The organism is Agrobacterium leguminum (genome assembly GCF_015704895.1).
Lineage (GTDB): Bacteria > Pseudomonadota > Alphaproteobacteria > Rhizobiales > Rhizobiaceae > Agrobacterium > Agrobacterium leguminum.
In genome coordinates this window covers 221,509-247,842 of sequence record NZ_JADQWB010000006.1, presented here as the reverse complement: position 1 = coordinate 247,842, position 26,334 = coordinate 221,509, and the positions used below count along the sequence as shown (strand labels likewise).

Here is a 26,334-nt window from a genome sequence, read left to right as displayed (position 1 = left end):
TTTGCCTCCCGACCAATTACCCGGCGACCGGCTGAAACAACCGGTCGAGGTTCTTCTCCGGAGGGCAGAACCAGCGCGGCCCCGCCTCCGTCATATAGGCTATATCCTCGAGACGGACGCCGCATTCGCCATAAACGCACAGCATCGGCTCGATGGAAAAACACATGCCCGGCTCCAGCGCCGTGGCATTTCCTGCAACGATATAGGGTTCTTCGTGAATATCCAGCCCAAGCCCGTGGCCGGTGCGGTGCGGCAGGCCGGGAAGCTGATAATCCGGGCCGAAACCAGCCGCTTTCAGGCTGTCGCGCGCGGCCCTGTCCACATCCGAGCAGGCAGCACCGACTTTGGCTGCGGCAAAGGCCGCCGCCTGCGCGTCGCGCTCGGCGTTCCAGAGGAAACGCTGCCGTTCCGTCGGTTTGCCGAAGACATAGGTGCGGGTGATATCGGAACGATAGCCGTGAAGAATGCCGCCGAGATCGACCAGCACCATATCGCCTTCGCTGAGCGTCTGCGCATGGGGCACGCCATGCGGATAGGCCGTCGCCTCGCCGAACTGCACCGCCACGAAAAGCGGCTTCAGGCCAAGCGCAATATGCGCCGCGTTAACGAAATCAGCGACTTCCGTGGTGGAAACGCCGGAACGCAGCCCCTCGAACACGGCCTTCTGCACGCCGTAGCTCGCATCCATCGCCGTCTGGATGATGGCGATCTCGGCTGCGGATTTGACCTGCCGCTGGGCGACGATCATCGGCTGGGCGGAAATGATGCGCCCTTCAAGACGCTGCATGAGGGCCGATGCGAAGACGAAGGGGGTGGCGGGATCGATGGCGACAAGATGACCGGGACAGGCCAGCGCCTCAATGCGCCTTGCCATCAGGTCGAAGGGGCTTTCATCCTCTTCCCAGACGGCAACCTCACCCGCTATGCGGATGAGCGTCTGAAGCTTCGGCTCCTCGAAGGTCGGGCTGACATAGACCGGCGCACCTTCCGCCGGCACCAGGGCGCCGTGAATGCGCTCGGAAAGACCAAGCGACAGGCCGGTATAATAGGTTAGCGACGATGATGCATCGAGCCAGACCGCCTTGATATTTTGCTGGATCATTCGCGCCTGCAGGCCGCGTAGTCGCAACCTGAGCTCGTCTTCAGCGATCGATGAAACCGCGATCGGCTGAAACCGCTTCAGCGCCTCTTGAAAGTCTGCCATTCTCTCCCCGCCGCTTTCGGGCCGCAGACACAAGCGTGCCGGCAACCTCCCAAGCGTTCTTTTGCCCATGCTTAAACACAGGGCGGGGGGTAAGCAATGGCCCGGCAGGGCGCGCCACCACAAAACTGTGCAAATTTATCTAGACATAACGAAAATGTGATCGATGCACGCCTGATTTCAACATTCGTTGCCTTGACGCAGAAACTCAAAATCCCCCCGGAAATCCAAGGGGAGACTGCGGAGCGTCTTCAGCACCGAGCCGGTGCACGGGAAGTAAACGGCCAAAAACATTTAAGGAAAAGACGCCCAGAAAAGGAAAAAGCCTGCCGCGGGAGGAGGTGCGGCAGGCTTCAAACTTGATCGGTGATTGGGAGGAGGAGTACCACCGATCCACATCGAGCGACGCTGGGAGGAGGAGTGCGTCGCTTCGATGATTTGAATATAGCGGTATCCGTGATTTTTAACAGAGCAAGTCTCGCAATGCAGCATTGCATTTCTGCATAGCTCGAAAATTCCTGCCCGGTTTTTCAGCACTCCCCAAAATCGCGGGAAAATCAGCTTTCCCGATAGACCTGGAAACCGGCGAAGGACTGGTTGACCGGCATGAGTTCGAGGCTGTTGATGTTGATATGTTTGGGCTGCGAGGCGACCCAATAGATGGTGTTGGCAATATCGTCCGCCGTGATCGGATTGACGCCCTTGTAGAGATTGTCCGAGGCTTCCTGATTGCCGCCGGTGCGCACCAGCGTAAATTCCGTTTCGCACATGCCGGGCTCGATGGATGTCACCCGCACGCCCTTGCCATGCAGGTCGGAACGCAGGCCGAGCGAAAACTGCCGCAGGAACGCTTTGGTACCGCCATACACATTGCCGCCCGTATAGGGGTAATGCGCAGCCACAGACGAGAGGTTGACGACAATACCCTTGCGCCCGATCAGCGTCGGTAGCAGATGGTGGGTAATGTTCAGGAGACCGGTGATGTTGGTGTCCACCATGATCTGCCAGTCTTTCAAGGGCACCTGCGGTGCGGGGGCGGTGCCGAGTGCGAGACCGGCATTGTTGACGAGAACGTCGATATCCCGGAAGCCTTCCGGCAATCCGGACAGCGCCTTTCCTGTCGCCTCCTCGTCGGTGATATCGAAGGCGAGGCCATGAAAGGCGGAACCGAGCTCGGCGGAAAGCGCCTCCAGCCGTTCCGCCCGCCGGCCCGTGCCGATGACCTTCCAGCCCTCCTTAACGAAGCGCCGCGCCGTGGCCTGTCCGAAGCCGGATGTCGCGCCGGTGATGAGGATGGTTCCGCTCATGATGATGCCTCCACTCTATTGGTTTTTTCAGGGTCAATCGGTGTCAGTAACTTTTCGGCCGCCGCCGCGAGACAGCGCCTGTAGGCCTCGAGATCCGTATACAAGGCCTCTTCGGGAGCATCGCCAACGATGATGACGCCGCCGCGCCGCAAAATCCCGCCATGCAGCATGAGATTGTCAACCATGTCGAAATTCTCGATCGACAGCCCGTCCGGCCCGCGATAGCGGCCCGTTTCATCCAGGGTGGCGACGCCGCCATAATGCGCCTTGATGCGGGTGAAGTGATTGGCCGCGACATTGGTATAGGCGAAAACCGGCTTGCCCAGTGCGCACATGAAGCCCAGCTCATAGCTGGTTCCCGTATCGGCGGCGATGCCGCGAAACGGTGTGAGATTGGCGATCACCGCATCCGCTTCCAGCATCATCCGCTCATCGACGGCATTGATGTTGCAACCGTGACCGACCCTGGTATCCGCCGGCGGAATTTGCAGATCGCCCGGCGAAAGCGGCGTGAAACCGGCTTCCCGCGCCAGCGAGGCCTTGAGGTCGAGCATTTCGCGCGCGTTCGGGAGGAAGACTTCCGGTCCGGCGAGATAGATTTTCTTTGTCATAGGGAATTCATGCGATTTGTCAGGAAAGGATTTCCCGACCCTAACCCGGGGACTTTCGCAAAGGCAAGTGCCAAGGGCGTGCAGCGTGACGCACCGGACGAGCCGATAAAACGGTATCGTCCCGCCGCTCTTTCCGTTATAGCCGGAGCAAGAAACTGGAATTTCTGGAGCAGGACATGGCAGCACCCATCCGTTACCACGAAGGCGATATTTCCGCCGAAGATGCCGCGCGTTACACCGGCGCCATCGCAATCGATACGGAAACGCTGGGACTGGTGCCGCGCCGAGACCGCCTCTGTGTCGTTCAACTTTCGCCGGGCGACGGCACGGCGGACGTCATTCGCATTGCCGCCGGTCAAAAGGAAGCGCCGAACCTCGTCCGGATGCTTGCCGACCCTGCCCGCCAGAAGATTTTTCACTATGGCCGTTTCGATATCGCCGTTCTGTTCCACACCTTCGGCGTGACGACCACACCGGTCTTCTGCACCAAGATCGCCTCGCGACTGACCCGCACCTATACGGATCGGCACGGGCTGAAGGATAACCTCAAGGAAATGCTGGAAGTCGATATTTCCAAGGCCCAGCAATCTTCCGACTGGGCGGCCGAGACCCTGTCGCCGGCGCAGCTCGAATATGCCGCCTCCGACGTGCTGCACCTGCACGCGCTGCGCGACAAGCTGACAGGTCGTCTCGTGCGTGACGGCCGCCTCGACCATGCCGACGCCTGTTTCGCCTTTCTGCCGACCCGCGCGAAGCTCGACCTCCTCGGCTGGGAAGAAACCGATATTTTCGCCCATAGCTGAGCGAGCCCGCATCCGGTTTAAGCACTGATTTACCAGAATTGCCTATTCTCGGCCGCAACTTTGGGCGGCCGGGGACTTTGAGGGATGATTACTCCGCTACAGCAGACGGCGGGCATTGCAGTCAGCGACCTCATGCGCTCGATGGTCGAAACCATCGAGGAACGCCAGCGCGAAGAGCAGGAAAAGGCCAACGGCACCAAAAAGGACGATGCGGTCAAGACAAACCCGCAGCCGGACGAAAGCCAGCGCGCCGCCAATGAGAAGATAAGCGCCTATCTCTTCGGCGTCATGAAGCCGGATGCCGATGCTTTCGCCTCGCTTGTCTCCCGTTTTTCCTCCGCGCTGGGCATCACACAGGAAAAGGACGAATCGAGCTTTTCCTTCGCGCGAAGACTTCAGGATGCGCTGATCCTGACCGACAGCTTCGAAAAAACCGATGCGCAGGGGAAAGCCACGAAGATTTCCCTGAAATCCTTCGGCGTTTCCGAGGCTGAGGTCGTGGAAGTGCTGAACAATGGCGTCAACAGCAAGACCGATCCGATGGCCGCCCTTGCCGCCCGCATCGCGAAGGGTGCAGGCCTCACAGGCACGGAAGAGGATTTCGGCGAGCAGATGTCGAAAGCCATCATGGCGGCGCGCGCGACCCTGCCGAAAAACGTCGACGATCTGGAAGAATCGACCGGCCTCAAACAACTCGGCGTCTCCGCCCGGCAGATGATCTCCGCCATCGCCAACCCCTATGGCGATGAGGCGCGCGCCGTGAAGGAGGCCTTGGACGAACAGGCGCAGGGTACCCGCTTCATGACGCGTGAAACCCTGAAGGTCATTCAGCGTCTCGAAGATGTCGCCGATCCCAAAACCAGGGAAGAGTTGCAGGCCGAACGCGGCAAGGATCGTATCGGCGAAATCAACGATGCCGAGGTGAAGGCGGAGCGGGAACAGGATATTCAGGCGCGCGATGCGCAGGGCAAGCTTGAAGACGTGCAGGAGCTCCAGGACGTCGTGAAGGAGCATATCGATGCTTCCGGCGACGAAAAAACGGAAAGCGTCGACCCGCAGGCACCGGTCGACACATCGTCGGAAACGGCCCTGATCGCCGTGCTTGCGGCTGCGCCTGCTGAGCAAGCCGCCCCGGCGGAAAACGAAAATGAGCCTGCGGAGACAGACGCAGGCACCGATCCAGCCGATGCGGAAGACGACGGCGAAAAACTGCTCGATGCGCAGGCGCTTGTCGAAGACACCCGCAACGCCATTTTGCCGATCTCGATCGACGACAATGGCCTTTATGAACTGCTGAAGAAAAAGGCGGCATGATTGCCGCGTCCGATCGTCACTTGAGCGAAACATGATGTGAGTTCAGACATGACCGATATTTCCGGCCTATCCGGCAGCGCCGCTTACGACACAGAACCCAATGCCGCGCAGGCGCTGCTATCCATGGCCGCCCCGCCGCTCGTTCCGGATGATGCGGCCTTCACCGCGCCCGCTGAGGAAGACAGCCTCATCGACCCGGTGAACATTCAACCGGATCGAAATCTTCCCAAGGCAAGCTGGCTCGATGCCATGCCGCCGGAAGCATTTGAGACGGCACCCAGCGATCCCGACCATATTTCCTCGGTCAATTCCGACGATAACGGCCTTTACCGCATGTTCATCGGCGTTTCGCCCTGACCGGACGCGCAATTCCTTGGTTAGCCAAATCTTAATATCTGCAAGCCAAGATTGAGCTTGATGATTCTGTATGCGCTGCAACCGGCATTGCGGCCAGAGGCGTATACGGCGCTCCCGCATGAGCGGGCGAGATGACACCTGTCCATCACCGGCGCGGCGATTTTTCAACATTCAAGCCAGATGCGGATCACAGAGCCAATGGGGATTGGCCCTTTCGCAGCCAGCGGCGGTCACCGATAGAAACGGAGCGCAGCATGTTACCGCCTGTACCGAAAATTGCGGCAACCGATGCCGCCTATGGAACCACGGTTTCACTGACACCGCGCGAGCAGGTGAAACAGACTGCACCGCCGCAACCGAACACTCCCGCCCCTGAAAACAGCAGCCTTTTTGCCCGCGCGGCAATCGCCTCCCTTGCCAGTGAATTTCAGCTCTCGCGCAGCACCGCCGTTCTGGCGGAAGCGCTCGGCAAGCTGATGAACCTGCCCCGGCGGGATGGCGAAGCCATAGAGACCTATGTGACGCGGCTGACGGAGGCACTCCGCACCCTGCCGGCGCCACAACGCCTGGCGCTGGAACAGCAGGTCGGCAAGGCCCTGCAGGGCCTGACCCTTTCGATGCTTGCCGAAATCCTGAAACAGCCGACCGGGCCGGATGCAGCCCGCCTTGCACTGCTGATCGAGCTTTCCCGTTACAAGGGAACGGACCTTGCGGCAAAGGCTGTGGTTTCCTCCTATCAGCAGAACAATTCCTCCAATCCCGCCCCCGCGCAATCGGCCCAGCCGAAACAGCAGAACCCGCAGAGCCAGAATGCGGAAACTCGCCCGTCTCCGGCCGCGACAGCGCAGGCGGCAAATTCCGCCACCGTCAGCCGGCTCCTGCCAATGCTCATCGGGCCGCTCGCCCTCAGTGGTGCAGCGATGAAAGCAACGGTGGCGGCGTTAACGGCGCAACTGGACCCCCGGCCCACGCCTTCCACCACGCCTGCCGATACACATGGTACGCCGACCAATGCCGCAAAGCCGGATGGAAAAGCCGAAAACACGGTACGTCCGCTTCCGCCACAAACCGGCAGCGCGATGAAGGAAGTGTCGGCCGAGGCCCGCCCGGCAAATCCGCCCCGCGCCGAAACCGGCGAAGCCCGCCCTGCCCTTGCGCATCGGGAGACGATGAAGCCGGAGCAGAAAGAAATCCGCGCGGGCCTTATCCCGCCATCCGGTTTGTTCGCAGACGACGCCGAGACCGTGAACAGCCTGCTGCTTGCCGCCACCGCCGGCAAACTTCCGCTCAAGCCGACCGGCACGCAAGAGCCTCCGCCCGCGCCGCAGGGTGTTGCGCAGCAACCGTCCGACGATCAGCCCGCCGAAAAATCGGCCCTCGCAACAGCCGCCGCCCGCCCCTCGGGTGAGGAAACGGAAACGGCGACCCATCGCCCCGAAACCCAGCCGCTGCCTCGGGCCATGCTGGACCCGGAAGCGAGGATGGCGATGCTGGAGCAATCGGCTTCGCAATCGTTGATCGCCGCGGCTCTGGTAAAAGACGGCACACCGCTGCCGCTCGTCGCCTATCCGCCGGCGGATGAGGACTATGAGTCGGAAACGCCGCCGCGCGGAGGCGGTCCGTTTTCCGAGGATGAGGCAAACGACGAGGCCGAAGCCGGCGCTGATAATTCTGACAGTCAGGACGAAAAAGAAGAGCGCATCGCCGCCAATGACGGGATCGACACGCAGGAAAGTCCGACGGCGGTGGCTTCCGACGACAGCGCGGAAAATTATTATCTGAAGATGAGCGGCATGCTCTGAATTCGGCGTGGTCAGATTGGAATGTAAGTCGCGCCAATCACGCCGACGTCATCCTCGGCCCTGTTCCGAGGATTTGCGACCGATTGATTTTATTCGACGTGATTAGATCCTCGGCACAGGGCCGAGGATGACCTCGAGAGAAGCCTTACCCTTCGCGCTCAAGCGGGCAAGGCCTGTTGAACCCAACAAAAAACCCGCCGGAGATTCCGGCGGGTTCTTCATTTCAAAGGATCGGAGCGATTATTCGCCGCGGTTCTTCAGAGCCGCGCCGAGGATGTCGCCGAGCGAAGCGCCCGAGTCGGACGAACCGAACTGTGCGACGGCTTCCTTCTCTTCAGCGATTTCCAGAGCCTTGATCGAAAGCATGACCTTGCGGTCCTTCTTCGAGAAGTTGACGACGCGGGCGTCGACAACCTGGCCAACCGAGAAGCGCTCGGGGCGCTGCTCGTCGCGGTCACGGGAAAGGTCAGCGCGACGGATGAACGAGGTGAGGTCTTCGTGGTTGACGAGCTTCACTTCGATGCCGCCATCGTTGACGCCGATGACTTCAGCGGAAACGACTGCGTTCTTGCGCAGGTCGCCGGAAGAAGCGGCTTCGCCGACAGCATCCTTGCCAAGCTGCTTGATGCCGAGCGAGATGCGTTCCTTCTCGACGTCAACGTCGAGAACGACAGCCTTGACGACGTCACCCTTGTTGTACTCTTCGATGACCTGCTCGCCCGGACGGTTCCAGTCGAGATCCGACAGGTGAACCATGCCGTCGACATCGCCTTCGAGGCCGATGAACAGACCGAATTCGGTCTTGTTCTTGACTTCGCCTTCAACTTCAGTGCCGGCCGGATGGCTGTAGGCAAATGCCTGCCACGGGTTTTCCAGCGTCTGCTTGAGGCCGAGCGAGATACGGCGCTTGGACGGATCGACTTCGAGAACGACAACGTCGACTTCCTGGCTCGTGGACAGAATCTTGCCGGGATGTACGTTCTTCTTGGTCCAGGACATTTCGGAAATGTGGATCAGGCCTTCGATGCCCGGCTCCAGCTCAACGAATGCACCGTAGTCGGTGATGTTCGTGACCGTACCGGAGATCTTCTTGCCAACCGGGTACTTGGCGGAGATGCCATCCCACGGATCGGACTCGAGCTGCTTCATGCCGAGCGAGATACGGTGGGTTTCCTGGTTGATGCGGATGATCTGAACCTTGACCTGCTGGCCAATGTTGAGGATTTCCGAAGGATGGTTGACGCGACGCCATGCCATGTCGGTGACGTGCAGCAGGCCGTCGATGCCGCCGAGGTCAACGAACGCACCGTAATCGGTGATGTTCTTGACGACGCCGTCAACAACCTGGCCTTCTTCGAGGTTCTGAACGATTTCAGAACGCTGCTCGGCACGCGACTCTTCGAGAACCGTGCGGCGCGAAACAACGATGTTGCCGCGACGCTTGTCCATCTTGAGGATTTCGAAGGGCTGCGGGTTGTGCATCAGCGGGGTAACGTCGCGGATCGGACGGATGTCGACCTGCGAACGCGGAAGGAAGGCAACAGCGCCGTCCAGATCGACGGTGAAACCACCCTTGACCTGGTTGAAGATAACGCCTTCGACGCGCTCGCCAGCTTCGAACTTGGCTTCGAGCTTGACCCAGCTTTCTTCGCGGCGAGCCTTCTCGCGCGACAGAACGGCTTCGCCGAGGGCGTTTTCGATGCGCTCGACGTAAACTTCGACTTCGTCGCCGACCTTCAGCGTGCCGTCCTTGGACTTCGCGCCGAATTCCTTCAACGGTACGCGGCCTTCAACCTTGAGGCCGACGTCGACGATGGCAACGTCCTTCTCGATTGCCGTTACGATACCCTTGGCAACATAGCCTTCGGCAAGATCGTTGGAGGCAAAGGATTCTTCGAGAAGCGCTGCGAAATCTTCGCGCGTGGGGGTAGATACTGACATGAAATCTCCTGATTGCATCCGCGCTATGGCGAATACAAAAGCGCCGGTGGGCTAGTGTTGTTGATACCCGACCCCATGCCCGCCTTTTAAAAGGCTTTCCGGCGCAAGGACATGTCTTCGGGCAATTCCGGACTAAACGCAGACGGCAGGAAGCCGTTCCGCGAGAAACCTATCTCTTCAGGGCGGCGTCGATGATCGTCCGCGCGGCCTGAAACGCCGCCTCTATACTCATTTCCGACGTATCTAGCAAGTGCGCGTCTTCAGCCGGCTTCAACGGGCTGTCGGCGCGGCCCATGTCGCGCTCGTCGCGTTTTTTCACTTCAGCGAAAATTGCATCATAATCGCCGCTGCCGCCATTGGCCAGAATTTCATCGTAACGGCGTCGCGCCCGCACGTCCGCAGAGGCCGTGACGTAGAGCTTCACCGGCGCCTGCGGGCACACCACCGTGCCGATGTCACGGCCGTCAAGCACCGTGCCCGGTTCCTTTGCGGCAAAACGCTGCTGCGCCTTCACGAGCGCACGCCTCACCGGCGTCATCACGGCGATTTTGGATGCGGCCTCGCCGATATCGTGCCGGGAAAGAACGGCGCGATCGAGCCCTGCAAGATCGACTTCCAGCGCGATCTTCTCAGCCACGGCTTCGTCATCGAGCGGCAGGCCGGCATCCAGAAGCGCCTTGGCGGTCGCCCTGTAGGTCAGCCCGGTATCGAGATGGTGGAAACCATAGGTCTCGGCAATCCTGCGCGACAGGGTTCCTTTGCCCGCCGCAGCCGGCCCGTCTATGGCGATCGTGAAGGTCATGAAGCTTTCCGCCTGTGCATTCGTCATTCATATAATAGAGTGCGCAACGCCTTCCTATTTATATCAGCATCCCCGCATAGGGGTTGCGCCGAGGCAGGCGGCACCCGAAGTTTGTCTTTGACACGAAAGAGCGCAACGATTAAGGGGACCGGCTATAAATTTTACCGTCTATGCCGGTTTTACGGCGTACACACCGAAACTCATTCGACAATTTGAGGCTTAGACAGTGGCAAAAGCGGAACTTGGTACCAAGCGCACAGACCCCGATACCGGCAAGAAGTTCTACGATCTGAACCGCGATCCGGTCGTTTCTCCCTACACCGGCAAGTCCTGGCCGCTCTCCTTCTTCGAGGAAAGCACCGCCCAGGCCAAGATGGAGCAGGCTGAAGAAGAGGAAGTGGCGGAAGTCGATACCGAAAACACAGAAGTCGAACTCGTCTCGCTGGAAGATGCCGATGGCGACAACAACGGCGACGATATCCCCGATCTCGGCGACGACGATGACGTCGAAATCGATGACGACGACGACACCTTCCTCGAAACCGACGACGAAGATGACGACGACGACATGTCCGGCATCATCGGCGTATCGGGCGACGACGAAGAAGCTTGATTTTACTTGATAATTCGGCCCGACGACAAAAAAATGACGCCGGGCCGTTTTTTATGCTTGCACTCGTCGGAAAGCCGCAGTAGTAAGCCGCCACCGAACGGAACAACAACCGCTTCGGTTCCCGGAACCGGAAGAAATGCCGGAACCCTTATGGGGCTATAGCTCAGCTGGGAGAGCGCTTGCATGGCATGCAAGAGGTCAGCGGTTCGATCCCGCTTAGCTCCACCAAACCTTCCCAGACAAAAAATATCTTCTCTTCGGCCAGTCGCTCTCGCGCATCTCGCAAGCTGATCGCCTATTGCAGCAGCGCCCGCACATCCTGCCCGTTGATCCGGCACTCCACGGAACCGCCGGCACCACCTTCCTCCACCGTCCGACATTCGAGATATCTGCCGCGCAGCCGGTTCTCCAGCGCCTTGAAAGCGTTGAGGCCGCAGGCGTAACGGCGGCCGTCGAGGCCGGTGCAGACGCGGTTGCGCTCGACATCCTCCACGCCGGCGAGGCGGAATTCCTTGCCCTTGAAAGTGAAGCGGCTGCTGGAAATCACGCGCAGGCGCTGGTCCGCATGCATTTTCAGCGGATAGAGATCGGGAGGCGTCGGAATGCGCTCGTAATTTTGGCTACGCGGATCGACCCGCACCGGCGAGGTCGTCCACAGCAGTTCCGTATTGGCCGCAAGGCCTGCTGGCGCCGATGTCGCCTCGCCATTGATGAGCGAGGCGATGCGGATGCCGGCTATGCCGAGGCCAATGGCCAGAACGATCTGAAACAGCAAAATTGCGATCTGCCGGACCATGTCACCGCAACATCAAAACAATGAACGACTTAAAATCGATCGGCCGCCGCCTCGCGAAGAGGTCCGCCGCTTATCACATCAATAAAATCTTGCCGGCACTGACATCCCGCACCGTGCCCATGGCCATGATCGGGATCCGGTCGCCATCCAGGATCACTCTTCCCGTTGTCCGCAGCCAGCGGAAACCGCCAACTTTGAGCTCAATACGGTATTCCTGATCATAAAACACGCCATTCGTCAGCGAATTATAGACCGCCTTGGCGACACGCGCCCGCGAGCCGCTTTCGATCTGCGCGATGAAATCTTCGACCGGAATGCCGCAGGCGGCTTCTTCCGGCGAAAATTCGCGCAGGCGGGCGGCCACGGCATCCAGATAAACCAGATTTTGCCCGACATTCCAGGTGTAGTAACCCACAAGTGTCTCTTCGAGAGATATGTTTTCCAACATCGGCCTTCTACAGTCTGAAATGCTCGTGCGGGTCTGTAACATATCAGATGACGGACGACTAACCACAAGAATTCATCCTTTTATCTGATGGCGTCCCGTTTTCAGTCAGACTACTTATCGACAGCCCTTTTCGGCCGCCATGTTGGCGAAGCAACCTTCCTGTGCCAAAGAAGATTGATCTTGCGCCAACGACCAGAGGAGCCGCCGTGACCATCGGGCTTGCCCATGCCGAACTCATCGCCGTCGTCACCGCCATCACCACGGATGAGCCGCGGGTCATGACCGTTCGGGAAGGTGCGGCACTTCCGTCGGGACCGTTCGAATTCGGGCACAGAACCCTCCAGAGCGGCTTGCGGGAATGGATTCACGAACAGACCCATCACCCCGTCGGTTATCTCGAACAGCTCTATACTTTCGCCGATCGCGACCGCAACAACGACATTTTAGGCGGCAGAACCATCTCAATCGGTTATCTCGGGCTGGTTCGCGAACAGGAAGCCTCCGGCGGCAAACGCCCGCTCTGGCACGGCTGGTACGAATATTTCCCCTGGGAGGATCACCGTCAGGGACGCCCGGAAGTTCTGGACAGCATCATCGACAGGCTGCGCGCCTGGGCGGATTCCGATCCCGCCTCCAAAAGCCAGCGCCATTTACGGGCCGATTTCACCTTCGGCCTCGATGGCGGCGGCTGGAACGAGGAATTGACCCTGCAGCGTTACGAGTTGCTGTATGAAGCCGGGCTGGTCGAAGAGGCGCAGGGCGAACCGCGGATCAATTTCGGCAGGCCGATGTTTGCCGATCACCGCCGCATCCTTGCCACCGGCATCGCGCGTCTGCGGGCCAAGATCAAATATCGCCCGGTGGTGTTCGAACTGATGGCCGACGCCTTCACGCTCCTGCAGCTACAGCGCGCCATCGAGGCGCTGGCGGGGCTTACGCTGCACAAGCAGAACTTCCGTCGGCTGATCGAACAGCAGCAGCTGGTGGAAGAGACCGGCGAGATGGCGACCGAAACCGGCGGACGCCCGGCAAAGCTCTTCCGCTTCCGACAGACCGTTCTCGATGAACGCGCCCTTTCCGGAACGAAACTGCCGCTCTCCCGCAATTGACATATGCTCACAATGAGAATATGTCTTTGTCCTAGATATACTCAAAAAGAGTATAAATGGGAGAGCACCGTGAACGAGCAGATTTCCGCCGCAAGCCTTTATGACCGCGTTGCCCGCGTCATTCCCAAGGCCGAATGGATGGGCTTTCAGGACGATGTGGAGGCGATCCTCGAGCTGAAGCGCAAGCGCAACGCCGTCATCCTCGCCCATAATTACCAGACACCGGAAATCTTCCACGGCGTCGCCGATATCGTTGGCGACAGCCTCGCCCTTGCCCGCAAGGCGATGGAAGTGGAGGCGGATGTCATCGTTCTGGCCGGCGTGCATTTCATGGCCGAGACGGCAAAGCTGCTCAATCCGGAGAAAACCGTGCTCATTCCGGATATGGCCGCCGGTTGTTCGCTGGCCGATTCCATCACGCCCGAGGACATCGCGCTTCTGCGCAAGGCCTATCCCGGCGTTCCGGTCGTGACCTATGTGAATACGTCTGCGGCGGTGAAGGCGGCGTCTGACATCTGCTGCACCTCCGGCAATGCCCGCCAGGTGGTGGAATCGCTCGGCGTGCCGCGCGTGCTGATGTTGCCGGATGAATATCTGGCGAAGAACGTGGCGCGGGAAACCAATGTCGAACTGATCGCCTGGCGCGGCCATTGCGAGGTGCACGAGCTTTTCACCGCCGATGATATTCGCGAATTGCGCGAAAGCCATCCGGGCGTCACCGTGCTGGCGCATCCGGAATGTCCGCCCGATGTCGTCGAGGCTGCGGATTTTTCCGGCTCCACCGCCGTCATGTCGGATTATGTCGGCCGCGAGCGCCCCGCCCGCGTGGTGCTTTTGACGGAATGCTCGATGAGCGACAATGTCGCCGTGCATCACCCGGATGTCGAATTCATCCGCCCCTGCAATCTCTGCCCGCATATGAAGCGCATCACGCTTGGCAATATCCGCACGGCCCTTGAGGAAAACCGCCACGAAGTGACGGTCGACCCGGCCATCGCTGTCGCCGCCCGCCGCGCCGTGGAAAGGATGCTGGAAGTATGAGCGAACGCCTCCCGTCGCATACGGGCTGGACGGTGATTGTCGGCAGCGGCATTGCGGGCCTGATGGCAGCGCTGACGCTCGCGCCGCAGCCCGTACTGCTTCTGACACGCGGCGTTCTCGGCGGCGAGACCTCCAGCGCCTGGGCGCAGGGCGGCATTGCCGCCAGCCTCGGGCCGGACGATAGCGCCGCGCTGCATCTTGCCGATACGCTCGCCGCTGGCGACGGCCTCTGCGACGCGGAAATGGCCGCAGAGATCGTTTCCGCCGCTCCCGCCGTCATCGAGGCGCTGGAGCGGGCCGGGGTGCGCTTCGACCGGGATGCCGAGGGCAGGCTCGTTTTCGGGCTGGAGGCCGCCCATGGCAGAAGGCGCATCCTGCATGCCGAAGGCGACGGGTCGGGCGCGGCCATCGTCAGGGCTCTCGCCGCCGCCGTTCTTCGCACGCCCTCTATAACCGTTCTGGAAGGCACGGAGGTTCGCCGCCTGCTGACGGAAGACGGTGTCATCGCCGGCCTCGCCTGCATCGGGCCAAAAGGCTGCTTCACTTTGCCGGCAAATCAGATTGTTCTCGCCACCGGCGGCCTCGGCGGGCTTTATGAGGCGACGACCAATCCCTCAGGCAATTTCGGGCAGGGCATCATGCTCGCCGCCCGCGCCGGCGCCATCCTCGCCGATATGGAATTCGTGCAATTCCACCCAACGGCGCTTTCCTCGCCCAGACGGCCGCTGGCGCTGGTGAGCGAAGCGGTGCGGGGCGAAGGCGCGCTGCTTCTCAACGAAAACGGCGAACGTTTCATGGCTGCCGTTCCGGGTGCGGAACTCGCCTCCCGCGATATTGTCGCCCGCGCCATCGACCGCGAAATATTGCGTGGCGGCAAGGTCTTTCTCGATGCCCGCAAGGCGCTCGGCTCCGGCTTTTCCGCCCGCTTCCCCTCGATCGACCTGCTCTGCCGCGAAGCCGGGATAGACCCCGCCCGTGAGCTTGTTCCGGTGCGCCCGGCGGTGCATTACCATATGGGCGGCGTCGCCACCGATGGTAAAGGCCGAAGCACGGTGCCGGGCCTGTGGGTTGCCGGCGAAACCGCCTGCACGGGTCTGCATGGCGCGAACCGGCTTGCCAGCAATTCCCTGCTGGAAGCGGCGGCCATGGGCATGCGCGCGGCGCAAGACATTGCCGGCAGGCCGGCATATGTGGGAAAACAGGCAGCGGATATCGCGGCACTTCCAGTGCCCGATTTCCCGGCAGCCGACCTCTCCCCCGTCCGGCCCATCGTTTCCCGCCATCTCGGCATCGTAAGACATGCGGAAGGGCTGACGGGCGCGATCCGCGATCTTCTGCCACTGGCTGAGCGGAGCGGCCCGGCATCCGATCCTGCCCTTGTCGCGCTGGCCATCGCCGTCTTTGCGGCGCTGCGCACGGAATCGCGCGGCGCGCATTTCCGTGACGATTTCCCTGAAAAACATACAACGGCCACGAGGCGCAGGCTGAACCTCAGCGACGTCCTCACCATCGCCCATGAATTCTCCTCTTCCAGCCATTCTTCGGCCAGCCTTGCGCGGAGCGCCTGACATGACCCTTTCACCCTTGCCACGCCTCATCATCGAACCGCTCGTGCGCAACGCTCTTCTGGAAGACCTTGGACTGGCGGGCGACATCACGTCCGCCGCCGTCATTCCCGCCGATCATCGCTCGGTCGTCGTCATGGCCGCGCGCGAACCGGGCGTTATTGCCGGTCTCGACGCGGCGGAACTGGCTTTCCAGCTCGTGGATCCGGCCATCGTGATGAAACGGCATGTGCAGGATGGGGCCGCCGTGGCGCCCGGCGATATCATCGCAACGATCGAAGGCCCCTCGCGCGGCCTTCTGACGGCGGAGCGCACGGCGCTGAATTTTCTCGGCCACCTGTCGGGCATCGCTTCCGTCACCGCAAAAATCGCTGCCGCCATTGCCGGCACCAAGGCCTCGGTCGCCTGCACCCGCAAGACGACGCCGGGGCTGAGAGCGCTGGAAAAATATGCCGTGCGCGCCGGCGGCGGCATGAACCACCGGTTTGCGCTTTATGACGCCGTTCTCATCAAGGACAACCATATCGCGGTAGCGGGCGGCGTGCGCGACGCCATCCACCGCGCCCGGCAGGGCGTGGGGCATCTCGTCAAGATCGAGGTGGAGGTCGATACGCTTGCGCAGTTGCGCGAGGTCATGGATGAGGGCGTCGATGCGGTTCTTCTCGACAATATGACACCCGAACAGCTACGCGAGGCGGTGGGGATCGTCGCCGGTCGCGCCATTACCGAAGCGTCCGGCCGCATCAATCCGCAGACGGCCGCAGCCATCGCCGCAACCGGCATCGATCTCATCTCCGTCGGCTGGCTGACCCACAGCGCGCCGGTTCTCGATATCGGCCTCGACTTTCAAAGCCAGAGCTAAAGAATATGCGGCGCATAGTTCGCCGCACGGAACCAATCGCCCATATCGCCGTTATTGCTCCGCCTGAGGTCTATTCAAGGCGGGGGGATCAGTGCGCGCAAAAGCCTGTCCATATGCCTGCGGACCTCTCTCACAAAGGAAAGGCTTGTTATGGAAGACGCACAAGTTGGCTGGATTGCAGCAATCATCATCGGCGGCGTAGCCGGTTGGCTCGCCGAACAGTTCATGAAAAGCAATATGGGTCTTTTCATGAACATTATCCTCGGCATTGTCGGCGCCATCGTCGCCAATTTCCTTCTGGGGCTCGTGGGCATTTCGCTCGGAGGCTGGATTGGCTATCTCATCGCCGGTTTCATCGGCGCCTGCATTCTCATCGCCGTCGGGCGGGCATTTCGCCGCTAAGGGGAGGACACCATGAGCTTTTTCGACAAGATCAAGAACGCTATTTTCGGCAAGGCCGAGGCCGCACCGCAGACTTCGGCTCCGGCCGGCACGCCGGCAGCCACGGCAAGCCCGGCCGCACCGGCAGCACCGGCGCCGACAGCCGCGGCTCCGGCCCCCGCCGGCAATGTCGACGTCGCTTCGATCCTCGATGCGGCGGTCAAGCAGAATGGCCAGAAACTCGACTGGAAACATTCGATCGTCGACCTTCTGAAAGCGCTCAATCTGGACAGCAGCCTCAGCGCCCGAAAGGAGCTGGCCGGTGAACTCGGCTATACCGGCGATACTTCGGATTCGGCGACCATGAACATCTGGCTGCACAAGGCCGTCATCAAGAAACTGTCCGAAAATGGCGGCAAGGTTCCGGCCGACCTTCTGGATTGAACCGATAAACGGGAGCGCCGCGATGGACGACTATTACAGCCTTCGAGAGCAGATCGGCCAGGACCTCGACACCCTGCACAGGACCGAGAATCCGAAATCGATCTTCGAGATCGCCGACGACTATCTTCTGGGAAATCCAAATCTCAAGAGAGCCATCGTCGAAGACATCATCAAGGAAGAAGCGGACAAGCGCGGCATCGCGATCCACTGACGTCGCGCGTCGCAGGCACGGCTGTGTACCCAAAAGGACGGCATCCCAACCGGATGCCGCCCTTTTATATTTGGCGGAGTTGCATCATCCGCACTCCGTCACCCCCGACCAGATCCGGCATGACGGAGGAGAGGCTTCCGCCGAGGCCCTATTTATCCAGCTTCGCTTCGGCCTTTTTCGCGTTTTCTTCCATCAACTCATACCACATGGCGTTCATGACGGCGAAGATGGCGGCAAGAGGCAGGCCGAGCAGCCAGGCGAAATACCACATGTTCGATCTCCTTCTTTCTCAATCAATAAGCATGACCGCTGTCGTCGCGGATCGCCTTTTCATCCACCTTGCCCCACAGCACGCGATAGACCCATGACGTATAGGCGACGATGATCGGGATGAAGATGAGGGCGACGACCAGCATGATGAACAGCGTCATATGGCTGGAAGATGCATCCCAGACCGTCAGGCTCGATTTCGGATCGACCGAAGACGGCAGGATGAAGGGAAACATCGTCAGCCCCACCGTTGCGATGATGCCGAAAATGGCAAGCGAGCTGGAAAGCAGCGCCAGCACTTCCCTGCGGGCCCGGAACAAGACGAAAGCGACGAGCGGGAAGACAAGACCGAGCGCCGGCGCCAGCATCATCCAGGGATGCGCCGCATAATTGGCAAACCAGACACCGCCCGCAACCTCCACCGTCTTCGACAGCGGATTGGACGGACCGTCGGTCACGACCTCCGAGGTGAAGCGATAGCCATCGACACCGAGCCACAGAAAGACGCCGCCGAGCGCAAAAAGAACGGTGGTGGCAAGCGCCGCAATGCTGCCGAAACCGCGCGCGCGGGCCGCGACCGGACCATCCGTCTTCAGCACCAGCCATGCCGCCCCGTGCATGATGAGCATGGCGACGGAAACGAGACCGCAGAGGATGGCGTAGGGGTTCAGAAGCTCGAACAGCGTCGTGCCGTCATAGAAAATTCTGAGGTCGTCATTGAGGTGGAAGGGAACGCCCTGCAGCACATTGCCGATGGCCACACCGAAGATCAGCGCGGGAACGAAGCCGCCGATGAAGAGCGCCCAGTCCCAGCCGGTGCGCCAGGCGGCGCTTTCACGCTTGGAGCGATATTTGAAACCGACCGGCCGCAGGATCAGCGCAAACAGGGTGGCGAACATCGCCAGGTAAAACCCTGAAAACGACACCGCATAAAGCGGCGGCCAGGCGGCGAAGATCGCGCCGCCGCCAAGGATGAGCCAGACCTGATTGCCTTCCCAGACGGGGCCGATGGAATTGATGACGACACGCCGCTCAATGTCCGTTTTCGCCACGAAGGGCAGCAGCGCGCCGGTGCCGAGATCGAAACCGCCGGTCACGGCAAAACCGATCAGCACCACGCCGAGCAGCAGCCACCAGATGACGCGGAGGATTTCGTAGTCGATGAGTTGGTGCAATATCATGATCGTTTACTCCGCAGCGACGAGTTTTTCAGGAACGAGCGGCGCTTCCGGCTCATGGTCCGGCTCAGGCCCCTTGCGGATCGCCTTCAGCATCAGCCCCATTTCGACGATGAACAGCACCGTGTAGATGGCGATGAAACACAGGAGCGTGATGAGGACCGTGGAGGCGCTGAGGCTGGAGACGGCCGCCGCCGTGGGCAGCACGCCCTCGATGATCCATGGCTGACGGCCGAATTCGGCCACCACCCAGCCCATTTCCGCAGCGATCCACGGCAGGGGAATGGCGAAGACCGCCACTTTCAGCAGCAACGGATAATGATCCAGACGGCGGCGGGCCGAAAGATAAAAGAACGTCGCCGTCAGCAGGATGAAGAAGATGCCAAGGCCGACCATGATGCGGAACGCCCAGAACAGGGTCGGAACATGCGGAATGGTATCCGCCGCCGCCCTGGCGATCTGCTCTTCATTCGCCTGGCGCGGATCGTCGACATATCGTTTCAGCAGCAGGGCATAACCGAGCTCATGGCCGAGTTCGGCAAAGGTGCCGCGCACCTCTTCCGGCAACTCCGCGCCCTTGCCGGTGGCGCGTATCTGCATCAACGCGTCATAGGCCTTGATACCGTCGCGGATGCGGGTCTTGGCCTGCTCCACCAGATCGTTGATGCCCGGAATTTGCGTGTCGAGCGAGCGGGTGCCGATGAGGCCCATCACCCACGGGATCTTCACGGCGAAATGCGTTTCGCGCGCTTCCTGATCGGGAAAACCGATGGCCGTGAAAGGGGCCGGGGCCGGCTCGGTTTCCCACATGGCCTCGATGGAGGCGAGTTTCATCTTCTGGTGTTCGGTGGAGAGATAGCCGCTTTCATCACCCAGCACGACGACCGACAGCGCGGACGCCAGACCGAAGGAGGCGGCGACCGTCATCGAGCGCTTGGCGAGATCGACATGACGGCCTTTCAGCACATACCAAGCCGAAACGCCGAGCACGAAGATGGAGGCCGTGACATAGCCCGCGGAAACCGTGTGGACGAACTTCGCCTGCGCAACCGGGTTGAACAGGACCTCGAAGAAGTCGGTCACTTCCATGCGCATGGTCTGGGGATTGAAGGCCGATCCCGTCGGGTTCTGCATCCAGCCATTGGCGATCAATATCCACAGCGCCGAAAAATTCGAACCGAGCGCCACGCACCATGTCGCAACGAGATGGCCGAGTTTAGACAGCTTGTCCCAGCCGAAGAAGAACAGGCCGACGAAGGTGGCTTCCAGGAAGAAGGCCATCATGCCCTCGATGGCCAGCGGCGCACCGAAAATATCGCCGACATAATGGCTGTAATAACTCCAGTTCATGCCGAACTGGAATTCCATGACGATGCCGGTGGAAACGCCGAGCACGAAGTTGATGCCGAACAACGTGCCCCAGAATTTCGTCATCTGCCGCCAGACCGTGCGGCCGGTCATGACATAGACCGTTTCCATGATGGCGATCACCACCGATAGTCCGATCGTCAGGGGAACGAACAGAAAGTGATATAAAGCCGTCACTGCAAATTGCAGGCGCGACAGCGCCACTATGTCGAGTTCCATAGTCCTATCCACCTTTTCCGGAAGGCCGGCCTTCCATTTTCAAGACGACGCCGGCTCTCAAAAAATCTCAGTCCGGGCGCAGTGTCTCCAGCACTACGCCGTATTCCGGGGTGCCGCTTTGACATTCATCAAATTGATGCCCCTCTTTCAGCACGATGATGCGATCGGCAAATTCCGCCTCGCGGCGATTATGGGTGATCATCACGACAGTCTTTTCCTGCGCCCTCGCAAACAGCCGGGTGAGCACGTCGCGGGCGGTCTCGCCATCCAGCCCTTCCGTCACCTCGTCGAGAAGCCAGAGCGGCCGGTCGGCGAGCAGGAAACGGGCGAGCGCCAGCCGGCGCGACTGGCCGCCGGAAAGCCCCTGGCCCGCCTCGCCAAGCCTTGTCTCCAGCCCGGTCGGCAAAGATTTGACGTGTTCGGCAAGGCCCGCCGCCTCGAGCGCGTCCCATAACTCGGCCCCGGTTGCGGTGGGTTTCGCCAGCCGCAGATTGTCGGCGATGCTGTCGCGGAAAAGCTGGCTTCGCTGCGTCATCAGGGTAGACGGCAGGGCGTTGACCGTGCCCGCAGCCGGCCGCAATTCACCCGCCAGAAGCTGGATGAGGCTTGTCTTGCCCGCACCGCTCTGGCCGATGATGGCAACCCGTTCCCCGGAGGCGATTGCAAGGTTGATATTCGTCAGGATCGGATTGTCGTTCCCGTCCCGCTCCAGACGCACATTTTTGAGCTCTGCCGCCATGCCGTCGACCGGCGAGACGGGACAGCGGCCTTCAGACGTTGCCGAAAGACGCGGCGCGATGCGCCTTGCGGAAAACAATGTGCGCCCAAGCTCCATCGCCCCACGACGCAACGCCGTGAAAGGCTCCAGCGCGGCAAAACAGACGAGCAGCCCGAGTGCTGCGGCCGGCGCGCTCACCGCCCCCTGTTCCGCAAGCCAGGCCATGCCGAGAAGGGCTGCACTCAAAAGAACGGCCGCGGAAACCCCGAAGGAAAAACCGGCACTGGTTTCGATACGGTTCAGGGTATCATCGCAGGCAGAGAGGTAATCATCCGCCCGTTTCACCGCCACGACCTGCGCGGAAAGGCGGCCGGTGGTCAAGAGCTCCGTCTGCCCGCTCACGAGATCGGCCGTGCGGGCGCGAAGGGCTTCCAGCCCGATTGCCCGGCGGCGCGAGAATGTTTCCGCCTGCAAGGCGGCGCGAACCGAAATTCCAAGCCCCGCCGCGATGAGGAAAACCGCCGTCAGAATGCCCGCCAGAGGATGGAGAAAAGCAAGCCCGAGGCCTGTCGCGATTGCAGCAAGGACCGCCACGGCGGCGGGAACCAGCACGCGCAGATAGAGCGAATCCAGCGCATCGATATCCGCCGTCAGCCGGTTCAGCAGGCGCGCAGGCCTCGCCTCCAGGGATTTCGCGGCCTGCGGCGCGGCAAACCCGCGAAACAGCTTTTCCCGAAGTGCCGCGAGCACGGAAAGCGTGGCGTCATGGGTCGTCATGCGTTCGCCGTAACGGGCGGCGGTGCGCGCCAGCGCCAGAAGACGAATGGCGGCCGAAGGCGCAAAGACATCGAAAGCATAGGTCGTTGCCGGCAGAAGACCGGCAATCGCCGTTGCGGTGATGAACCAGCCGGAAACGCCGAGAAGGCCGATGCCCGCCAGCACCGTTGTCACCGCCAGAACAGCGCCCGCCAGCAGCATGCCGCGCCGTGCCGACCAGAACAGGCCGATAATGGGTTTCAATATCGCAAAACGCGCGATCATGGCTGCCCCCTCGAATGGATCGCCGTCATATCCACGATCCTGTCCATGCGCGCCGCAAGCACCGGATCATGGGTCGCGACGATCAATGTCCTGCCATTTGCCAGTTGCAGCAGGTTATCCGTGACGAGAGCAGCCGTTTCCCGGTCGAGATGGGCTGTCGGCTCATCGGCCAGAACAAGCTGCGTTGCGGGGTCTGCGAAAGCACGCGCAATGGCAAGCCGCACCGCCTCCCCGCCCGAGATTCCATATCCGCCATCGCCGATCTGCAGATTCCGGCGCGCCTGCGACAAGCCATCGAGCCCGGTGCGGCGCAGCGTCTCTTCCACCATACCGTCACTGACAACCGAACGGCCGAAGCGAATATTCGCCTTCAGCGAACCGGCAAAAAAGAACGGCTTCTGGCTGACCCAGCCGATCGTCCTGCGCAGCCCATCCGCCGTCGCATTATCGAGCTTGACGCCGCCGATCCTGATCGAGCCCTCTCCAGCCTCGGCCAACCCGGCAATCAAGGAGAGTACAGTGGATTTGCCACAACCGGAAGGCCCAAGAATCGCAACGCGCTCACCCTGCTGAACCGTCAGGTTGAGATTTTGGATGACAGGTGGAGCATTCGGATAAGCGAAGGAGAGATTGTCGATCTCCAGCAGACCGGGCGTCGGGGATGGGACAGACGCCACATCCGCGCCCTCGCCGGCGATGGCCGCACCGCCGGCCGTCAATTTGCCGAGCGCATCAAGTGCTGCTTCACCGGCGGCGCGGTCGTGCCAGACGGCGGAGAGTTCCCGCAGCGGCTCGAAAAAGGCCGGCGCCAGCAGCAGGATGAAAAGACCTTCGGCAAGCGTCAGCTTGTGACCCCAGGCGCCGAAATCCAGAAAACCGAGCAGATGAAAACCGATATAGACGGCGGTCATGGCAACGCCGAGCGCTGCGAAAAGCTCCAACACCGCCGAGGAGAGAAAAGCGATCCTGAGCAACGCCATCGTCCGCTTCTTGAGGTTTTGCGCATCGGCGCTGAGACGCTCCGCCGTCAGATCGACGGCTTTAAGCGTGCGGATCGTTTCCAGCCCGCGTAGGCGGTCGAGCAGGAAGGCATTCATATTGCCCGTCTCGGCAAGCTGCTTTTCGCTGGCGGCCTTGGCCTGCCAGCCGATGAGCGCCATGAAAAGCGGGATGGTTGGCATGGCGAGCAACAGCACCAGCGCCGCAATCCAGGTAAAGGGCAGGATCGCCAGCACGAAAACCAGCGGCACGATGGTCGCCTTCATCCGCGCTGGCTGGAAGCGGGAAAGATAGGGCACCAGCGCTTCCGCCGCCTCGGCCACGACGCCTGCCGCCTCACCGGAGGCGGTGCGCGACAGATCGAGCGGGGAAACCTTCGCCACGGCCTGCAGCGCTTCCAGCCGCCGCTGCGACAGCACGGTACGGGCAGCGCGAAACGACAGCCGCGCCGCGATCTTTTCCAGCCATGCCTTGATGAGGCCGAGGATGAGAACCGCGGCCGCAGCCGGCACGATCGCCATCATCGGCGCGCCATCGGCAATTCTTCCGACTGAAAAGGCAAGCAAACCTGCCTGCGGCAGCCAGAGCAAAGCCGCCAGCACATGCAGCAAGGCAACGGATCTCCCAACCGCCGGCGCGCCTGTCATTTTCGCCCGCCCGGCCGCTCTGTCGCGAGAGGTTTTGCGATTGGCCTTGCTGAAGAAGCGCCGCCGCGTCGCGTCGGGCGAGACTCCAACCGGAGCGGGACAGACTGACCCGTCACCATTGGTCCCCTGGCGTATTTCCACGGACATGCTCACGGCCGATCTCCTCACCCGTCCTTCTTAGCGCCACGGGGTCTGGCGAGGGAGACGATCTTGTCCTTGGCCTCCAGAAGCTTCGTGACCTTCGAACCGAGCGCCAGAAGCGAAGCCAGCCTTTCCGTCTCCAGCCGCTTCACATCGTCATACCAGCCGGTCAGCTGCTCGATCAGCGTCTTCATCTCGTCGATGCGCTTTTGCGCATGCCGCTCATCTTCGTTTTCCGGCGTCTCCATCAGAATTTCGCGCAGCACGCTGAGCGTGGGATCGATCTCGCGCTTCTTGCGCTCTTCGGCAAGGGTGCGGAGAATTTGCCAGACATCGTCAGGCGTCGTGAAAAAATCGCGCCGGTCGCCGGGAAAATGCTTGAGAATTGCAAGGTTCCACGCCTGCAACTCCTTCAGGCTCATCGACACGTTGGAACGGGAAATGCCGAGCGCCTCCACAATCTCGTCCGCACACAACGGCTGCGGCGAAATATAAAGCAAAGCATAGACTTGGCCGACGGTGCGGTTGATGCCCCAGCGGCTGCCCATCTCACCGAAATGCAGCACGAAGGACTGAACGAGCGGGGACAGGCTGGTCGGCATTTTTACGTTTCCTGAATTTTCAGTAATTTCTGAAATTTCGATAACGCAAAAAACGACGAGCGGCAAATCACCTTTTTGACCTGCGTCAAAATGTGCAAATGGGCAGAGACGACGCCGGTAAAGACGGTCGTGGGTACAGCACGGGGCAAAATATGCGGCGGTCGTGTTAGGGCTTTATGACGGGCCGGGCGTTTGCTGGGCCTGTCGCTCTTCCTCCGTCATTCCGGCCTTGAGCCGGAATCCAGCCAGCCCAAGTCCTTGGGTTGAAAGGACTCTCTCGCCGCGCAGACGCGCGTCGGCTAGATTCCGGCTCAAGGCCGGAATGACGTACCTAAACAGTTTATGATATCGATAACATCTTCACGAGTCTCCACGGGCAAGAACCCGCCGAAAAAAATCGGCGGCGGGATGACCCGCCGCCAATCGAAACGTCGGCGCATTCGCGCGTAGAAACCTTGCTTACGAAAAAGCGATCTGCACCTTCATCGCACGGCTGCGGTCCGAGGCGAATTCGAAGGCCGAGATGGCGTCGGCGAGATCGACGGTCTGGGTGATGAACGGCTTGACGTCGATCAGGCCCTTGCGCATCAATTCGACCCCGGTGGCGAATTCCTCGTGGAAGCGGAAAGAGCCGCGCAGATCCAGTTCCTTGGCGGTGATCGCCATCATCGGCAGGCTCATATCGCCGCCAAGGCCGAGCTGGACGATGATGCCGCGCGGACGAAGCGCGGCAATACCGCCGGCAAGCGCCACGGCGGCGCCAGAGCATTCATAGAGAACATCGAAGGTTCCCTTGTTCGCGCCATAGGCGGCAAGTGCGTCGGGCTCATCCTTGCTGTTGATGACACGATCCGCACCCGCCTCACGCGCCTTGGCAAGCGTGAAATCGGAAAGATCGGTCGCGACGATCTCAGCTGCGCCGGCCCGACGTGCCGCCAGAATGGAGAGGATGCCGATCGGGCCGCAACCGGTGACGAGCACGCGTTTCCCCAGCAAATCGCCGGCGCGGCGCGTGGCATGCAGCGTTACCGCCAGCGGCTCCGCCATGGCCGCCTCACCGGCGCTCAGGCCATCGGCCGGCACGCATTGCAGGGCGTCGGCCACCAGAACCTCACGGAAAGCGCCCTGAATATGCGGGAAAGGCATGGCGCTGCCATAAAAGCGCATGTTGAGGCACTGGTTGTGCAGGCCTTCCTGGCAGAAGCGGCAGGTTCGGCATGGGCGGGACGGCGAAACGGCAACCAGACCGCCGACCTTCAGCCCTTCCACGCCCTCGCCCAGTTCTTCGATGACGGCGGAGACTTCATGGCCGAGCACCATGGGTTCACGAAGCCGTACCGCGCCGAAGCCGCCATGGTTGTAATAATGCAGATCGCTGCCGCAAATTCCGCCCCGGACCAGACGAAGCCGCACTTCTCCCGGCCCAGGCGCTTCCTCGGGCCGCTCCTCGATGCGCACATCCTTTGCCCCATGGGCAACAATCGCTCTCATAAATATCTCCCGTTCGACATCGCGCTTGAGCGGCGCGACAAAATAATCCGCA

26 protein-coding genes and 1 tRNA gene are annotated in these 26,334 nt (G+C 61.0%); 13 read left to right on the top strand and 14 right to left on the bottom strand.

The genetic code is table 11. The features are described from left to right. Positions 1–16: 16 nt before the first annotated feature. The 3 genes from I3J13_RS12045 to I3J13_RS12035 form a co-directional block, all read right to left on the bottom strand. Positions 17–1,204: a M24 family metallopeptidase gene (locus I3J13_RS12045; RefSeq protein WP_196378934.1), complete on the bottom strand. Its 1,188-nt coding sequence runs from the start codon at positions 1,202–1,204 to the stop codon at positions 17–19. Between the two features lie 554 nt (positions 1,205–1,758). Continuing rightward, positions 1,759–2,508, bottom strand: a complete 750-nt coding sequence (locus I3J13_RS12040; RefSeq protein WP_196378933.1) for an SDR family oxidoreductase — start codon at positions 2,506–2,508, stop codon at positions 1,759–1,761. Then, positions 2,505–3,119, bottom strand: a complete 615-nt coding sequence (locus I3J13_RS12035) for a nucleoside 2-deoxyribosyltransferase (RefSeq protein WP_059756911.1) — start codon at positions 3,117–3,119, stop codon at positions 2,505–2,507. The genes I3J13_RS12040 and I3J13_RS12035 overlap by 4 nt, the downstream gene beginning before the upstream one ends. A gap of 176 nt (positions 3,120–3,295) precedes the next feature. Here I3J13_RS12035 and I3J13_RS12030 point away from each other — a divergent pair, with 176 nt between their 5' ends. From I3J13_RS12030 to I3J13_RS12015, 4 genes are all read left to right on the top strand, one after another. Continuing rightward, positions 3,296–3,922, top strand: coding sequence for a ribonuclease D (locus tag I3J13_RS12030; protein ID WP_003522478.1), 627 nt, complete (start codon positions 3,296–3,298; stop codon positions 3,920–3,922). 84 nt (positions 3,923–4,006) lie between these two features. Further along, positions 4,007–5,236 (top strand): hypothetical protein, encoded by a 1,230-nt coding sequence (locus I3J13_RS12025; RefSeq protein ID WP_196378932.1) that lies wholly within the window; start codon positions 4,007–4,009, stop codon positions 5,234–5,236. Positions 5,237–5,284: 48 nt separating this feature from the next. Further along, complete coding sequence (locus I3J13_RS12020; protein WP_196378931.1) at positions 5,285–5,593, top strand: hypothetical protein; 309 nt, start codon at positions 5,285–5,287, stop codon at positions 5,591–5,593. Positions 5,594–5,847: 254 nt separating this feature from the next. Next, positions 5,848–7,395, top strand: a complete 1,548-nt coding sequence (locus tag I3J13_RS12015; RefSeq protein ID WP_196378930.1) for a hypothetical protein — start codon at positions 5,848–5,850, stop codon at positions 7,393–7,395. 240 nt (positions 7,396–7,635) lie between these two features. On the opposite strand, the gene rpsA is transcribed toward I3J13_RS12015, so the two are convergent. Next, on the bottom strand, positions 7,636–9,336 hold the full coding sequence (gene rpsA / locus I3J13_RS12010) for a 30S ribosomal protein S1 (RefSeq protein ID WP_003522474.1): 1,701 nt from the start codon (positions 9,334–9,336) through the stop codon (positions 7,636–7,638). A gap of 169 nt (positions 9,337–9,505) precedes the next feature. Then, positions 9,506–10,165 carry a (d)CMP kinase gene (gene cmk / locus I3J13_RS12005; RefSeq protein WP_161987950.1) on the bottom strand — a complete coding sequence of 220 codons (660 nt, stop codon included), beginning with the start codon at positions 10,163–10,165 and terminating at the stop codon, positions 9,506–9,508. 199 nt (positions 10,166–10,364) lie between these two features. On the opposite strand from cmk, the gene I3J13_RS12000 reads away from it, so the two are divergent. Then, positions 10,365–10,751: a TIGR02300 family protein gene (locus I3J13_RS12000; protein WP_003522472.1), complete on the top strand. Its 387-nt coding sequence runs from the start codon at positions 10,365–10,367 to the stop codon at positions 10,749–10,751. 152 nt (positions 10,752–10,903) lie between these two features. Next, positions 10,904–10,979 (top strand) — tRNA-Ala (locus I3J13_RS11995). Positions 10,980–11,046: 67 nt separating this feature from the next. Here the strand turns inward: I3J13_RS11995 and I3J13_RS11990 are convergent. Continuing rightward, entirely contained in the window at positions 11,047–11,547 is a 501-nt protein-coding gene (locus tag I3J13_RS11990) for a thermonuclease family protein (RefSeq protein ID WP_196378929.1), read from the bottom strand. Between the two features lie 73 nt (positions 11,548–11,620). Then, the gene (locus I3J13_RS11985; RefSeq protein WP_059756929.1) at positions 11,621–11,995 is read right to left on the bottom strand and encodes a PAS domain-containing protein; all 375 of its coding nucleotides are present in this window, start codon (positions 11,993–11,995) and stop codon (positions 11,621–11,623) included. Positions 11,996–12,201: 206 nt separating this feature from the next. On the opposite strand from I3J13_RS11985, the gene I3J13_RS11980 reads away from it, so the two are divergent. The 7 genes from I3J13_RS11980 to I3J13_RS11950 all read left to right on the top strand — a co-directional run bounded on the left by I3J13_RS11980 (position 12,202) and on the right by I3J13_RS11950 (position 17,608). Beyond that, the gene (locus I3J13_RS11980; RefSeq protein ID WP_003522469.1) at positions 12,202–13,104 is read left to right on the top strand and encodes an NUDIX hydrolase; all 903 of its coding nucleotides are present in this window, start codon (positions 12,202–12,204) and stop codon (positions 13,102–13,104) included. 69 nt (positions 13,105–13,173) lie between these two features. Next, a complete protein-coding gene (gene nadA / locus I3J13_RS11975) occupies positions 13,174–14,145 on the top strand; it encodes a quinolinate synthase NadA (RefSeq protein WP_059756932.1) in 972 nt (323 codons plus the stop codon). Continuing rightward, on the top strand, positions 14,142–15,713 hold the full coding sequence (locus tag I3J13_RS11970) for an L-aspartate oxidase (protein ID WP_196378928.1): 1,572 nt from the start codon (positions 14,142–14,144) through the stop codon (positions 15,711–15,713). The genes nadA and I3J13_RS11970 overlap by 4 nt, the downstream gene beginning before the upstream one ends. 1 nt (position 15,714) lies before the next feature. Then, positions 15,715–16,572 carry a carboxylating nicotinate-nucleotide diphosphorylase gene (gene nadC / locus I3J13_RS11965; RefSeq protein WP_196378927.1) on the top strand — a complete coding sequence of 286 codons (858 nt, stop codon included), beginning with the start codon at positions 15,715–15,717 and terminating at the stop codon, positions 16,570–16,572. Between the two features lie 150 nt (positions 16,573–16,722). Beyond that, entirely contained in the window at positions 16,723–16,974 is a 252-nt protein-coding gene (locus I3J13_RS11960; protein WP_003522465.1) for a GlsB/YeaQ/YmgE family stress response membrane protein, read from the top strand. Positions 16,975–16,986: 12 nt separating this feature from the next. Then, positions 16,987–17,397, top strand: a complete 411-nt coding sequence (locus tag I3J13_RS11955; protein ID WP_059756941.1) for a DUF3597 domain-containing protein — start codon at positions 16,987–16,989, stop codon at positions 17,395–17,397. A gap of 22 nt (positions 17,398–17,419) precedes the next feature. Further along, on the top strand, positions 17,420–17,608 hold the full coding sequence (locus I3J13_RS11950; RefSeq protein ID WP_196378926.1) for a hypothetical protein: 189 nt from the start codon (positions 17,420–17,422) through the stop codon (positions 17,606–17,608). 148 nt (positions 17,609–17,756) lie between these two features. Here I3J13_RS11950 and cydX read toward each other — a convergent pair whose 3' ends face one another. The 7 genes from cydX to I3J13_RS11915 form a co-directional block, all read right to left on the bottom strand. Next, positions 17,757–17,879 carry a cytochrome bd-I oxidase subunit CydX gene (cydX, locus tag I3J13_RS11945; protein ID WP_003508602.1) on the bottom strand — a complete coding sequence of 41 codons (123 nt, stop codon included), beginning with the start codon at positions 17,877–17,879 and terminating at the stop codon, positions 17,757–17,759. A 22-nt stretch (positions 17,880–17,901) separates the two neighbouring features. Beyond that, positions 17,902–19,059 carry a cytochrome d ubiquinol oxidase subunit II gene (cydB, locus tag I3J13_RS11940; protein WP_196378925.1) on the bottom strand — a complete coding sequence of 386 codons (1,158 nt, stop codon included), beginning with the start codon at positions 19,057–19,059 and terminating at the stop codon, positions 17,902–17,904. Positions 19,060–19,065: 6 nt separating this feature from the next. Beyond that, entirely contained in the window at positions 19,066–20,643 is a 1,578-nt protein-coding gene (locus I3J13_RS11935) for a cytochrome ubiquinol oxidase subunit I (protein ID WP_196378924.1), read from the bottom strand. Positions 20,644–20,710: 67 nt separating this feature from the next. After that, on the bottom strand, positions 20,711–22,402 hold the full coding sequence (cydC, locus tag I3J13_RS11930; protein WP_196378923.1) for a thiol reductant ABC exporter subunit CydC: 1,692 nt from the start codon (positions 22,400–22,402) through the stop codon (positions 20,711–20,713). Further along, the gene (cydD, locus tag I3J13_RS11925; RefSeq protein ID WP_196378974.1) at positions 22,399–24,195 is read right to left on the bottom strand and encodes a thiol reductant ABC exporter subunit CydD; all 1,797 of its coding nucleotides are present in this window, start codon (positions 24,193–24,195) and stop codon (positions 22,399–22,401) included. The genes cydC and cydD overlap by 4 nt, the downstream gene beginning before the upstream one ends. A gap of 17 nt (positions 24,196–24,212) precedes the next feature. Then, positions 24,213–24,791 (bottom strand): GbsR/MarR family transcriptional regulator, encoded by a 579-nt coding sequence (locus I3J13_RS11920; protein ID WP_003522458.1) that lies wholly within the window; start codon positions 24,789–24,791, stop codon positions 24,213–24,215. Positions 24,792–25,250: 459 nt separating this feature from the next. After that, positions 25,251–26,282 (bottom strand): L-idonate 5-dehydrogenase, encoded by a 1,032-nt coding sequence (locus I3J13_RS11915; RefSeq protein WP_003522159.1) that lies wholly within the window; start codon positions 26,280–26,282, stop codon positions 25,251–25,253. Positions 26,283–26,334 lie beyond the last annotated feature (52 nt).

Bases quoted from the DNA above. Each gene is read 5' to 3' on its own strand.
- I3J13_RS11970 (WP_196378928.1), top strand. From the start codon at position 14,142: ATGAGCGAACGCCTCCCGTCGCATACGGGCTGGACGGTGATTGTCGGC.
- I3J13_RS12015 (WP_196378930.1), top strand. From the start codon at position 5,848: ATGTTACCGCCTGTACCGAAAATTGCGGCAACCGATGCCGCCTATGGA.
- I3J13_RS11985 (WP_059756929.1), bottom strand. From the start codon at position 11,995: ATGTTGGAAAACATATCTCTCGAAGAGACACTTGTGGGTTACTACACC.
- I3J13_RS12020 (WP_196378931.1), top strand. From the start codon at position 5,285: ATGACCGATATTTCCGGCCTATCCGGCAGCGCCGCTTACGACACAGAA.
- cydC (WP_196378923.1), bottom strand. From the start codon at position 22,402: ATGATCGCGCGTTTTGCGATATTGAAACCCATTATCGGCCTGTTCTGG.
- I3J13_RS12045 (WP_196378934.1), bottom strand. From the start codon at position 1,204: ATGGCAGACTTTCAAGAGGCGCTGAAGCGGTTTCAGCCGATCGCGGTT.
- I3J13_RS12040 (WP_196378933.1), bottom strand. From the start codon at position 2,508: ATGAGCGGAACCATCCTCATCACCGGCGCGACATCCGGCTTCGGACAG.
- I3J13_RS11960 (WP_003522465.1), top strand. From the start codon at position 16,723: ATGGAAGACGCACAAGTTGGCTGGATTGCAGCAATCATCATCGGCGGC.
- cmk (WP_161987950.1), bottom strand. From the start codon at position 10,165: ATGACGAATGCACAGGCGGAAAGCTTCATGACCTTCACGATCGCCATA.
- I3J13_RS11920 (WP_003522458.1), bottom strand. From the start codon at position 24,791: ATGCCGACCAGCCTGTCCCCGCTCGTTCAGTCCTTCGTGCTGCATTTC.
- cydD (WP_196378974.1), bottom strand. From the start codon at position 24,195: ATGTCCGTGGAAATACGCCAGGGGACCAATGGTGACGGGTCAGTCTGT.
- I3J13_RS11915 (WP_003522159.1), bottom strand. From the start codon at position 26,282: ATGAGAGCGATTGTTGCCCATGGGGCAAAGGATGTGCGCATCGAGGAG.
- cydX (WP_003508602.1), bottom strand. From the start codon at position 17,879: ATGTGGTATTTCGCCTGGCTGCTCGGCCTGCCTCTTGCCGCCATCTTC.
- I3J13_RS11935 (WP_196378924.1), bottom strand. From the start codon at position 20,643: ATGGAACTCGACATAGTGGCGCTGTCGCGCCTGCAATTTGCAGTGACG.
- I3J13_RS12035 (WP_059756911.1), bottom strand. From the start codon at position 3,119: ATGACAAAGAAAATCTATCTCGCCGGACCGGAAGTCTTCCTCCCGAAC.
- I3J13_RS11990 (WP_196378929.1), bottom strand. From the start codon at position 11,547: ATGGTCCGGCAGATCGCAATTTTGCTGTTTCAGATCGTTCTGGCCATT.
- I3J13_RS12030 (WP_003522478.1), top strand. From the start codon at position 3,296: ATGGCAGCACCCATCCGTTACCACGAAGGCGATATTTCCGCCGAAGAT.
- I3J13_RS11955 (WP_059756941.1), top strand. From the start codon at position 16,987: ATGAGCTTTTTCGACAAGATCAAGAACGCTATTTTCGGCAAGGCCGAG.
- nadC (WP_196378927.1), top strand. From the start codon at position 15,715: ATGACCCTTTCACCCTTGCCACGCCTCATCATCGAACCGCTCGTGCGC.
- cydB (WP_196378925.1), bottom strand. From the start codon at position 19,059: ATGATATTGCACCAACTCATCGACTACGAAATCCTCCGCGTCATCTGG.
- I3J13_RS11950 (WP_196378926.1), top strand. From the start codon at position 17,420: ATGGACGACTATTACAGCCTTCGAGAGCAGATCGGCCAGGACCTCGAC.
- rpsA (WP_003522474.1), bottom strand. From the start codon at position 9,336: ATGTCAGTATCTACCCCCACGCGCGAAGATTTCGCAGCGCTTCTCGAA.
- I3J13_RS12025 (WP_196378932.1), top strand. From the start codon at position 4,007: ATGATTACTCCGCTACAGCAGACGGCGGGCATTGCAGTCAGCGACCTC.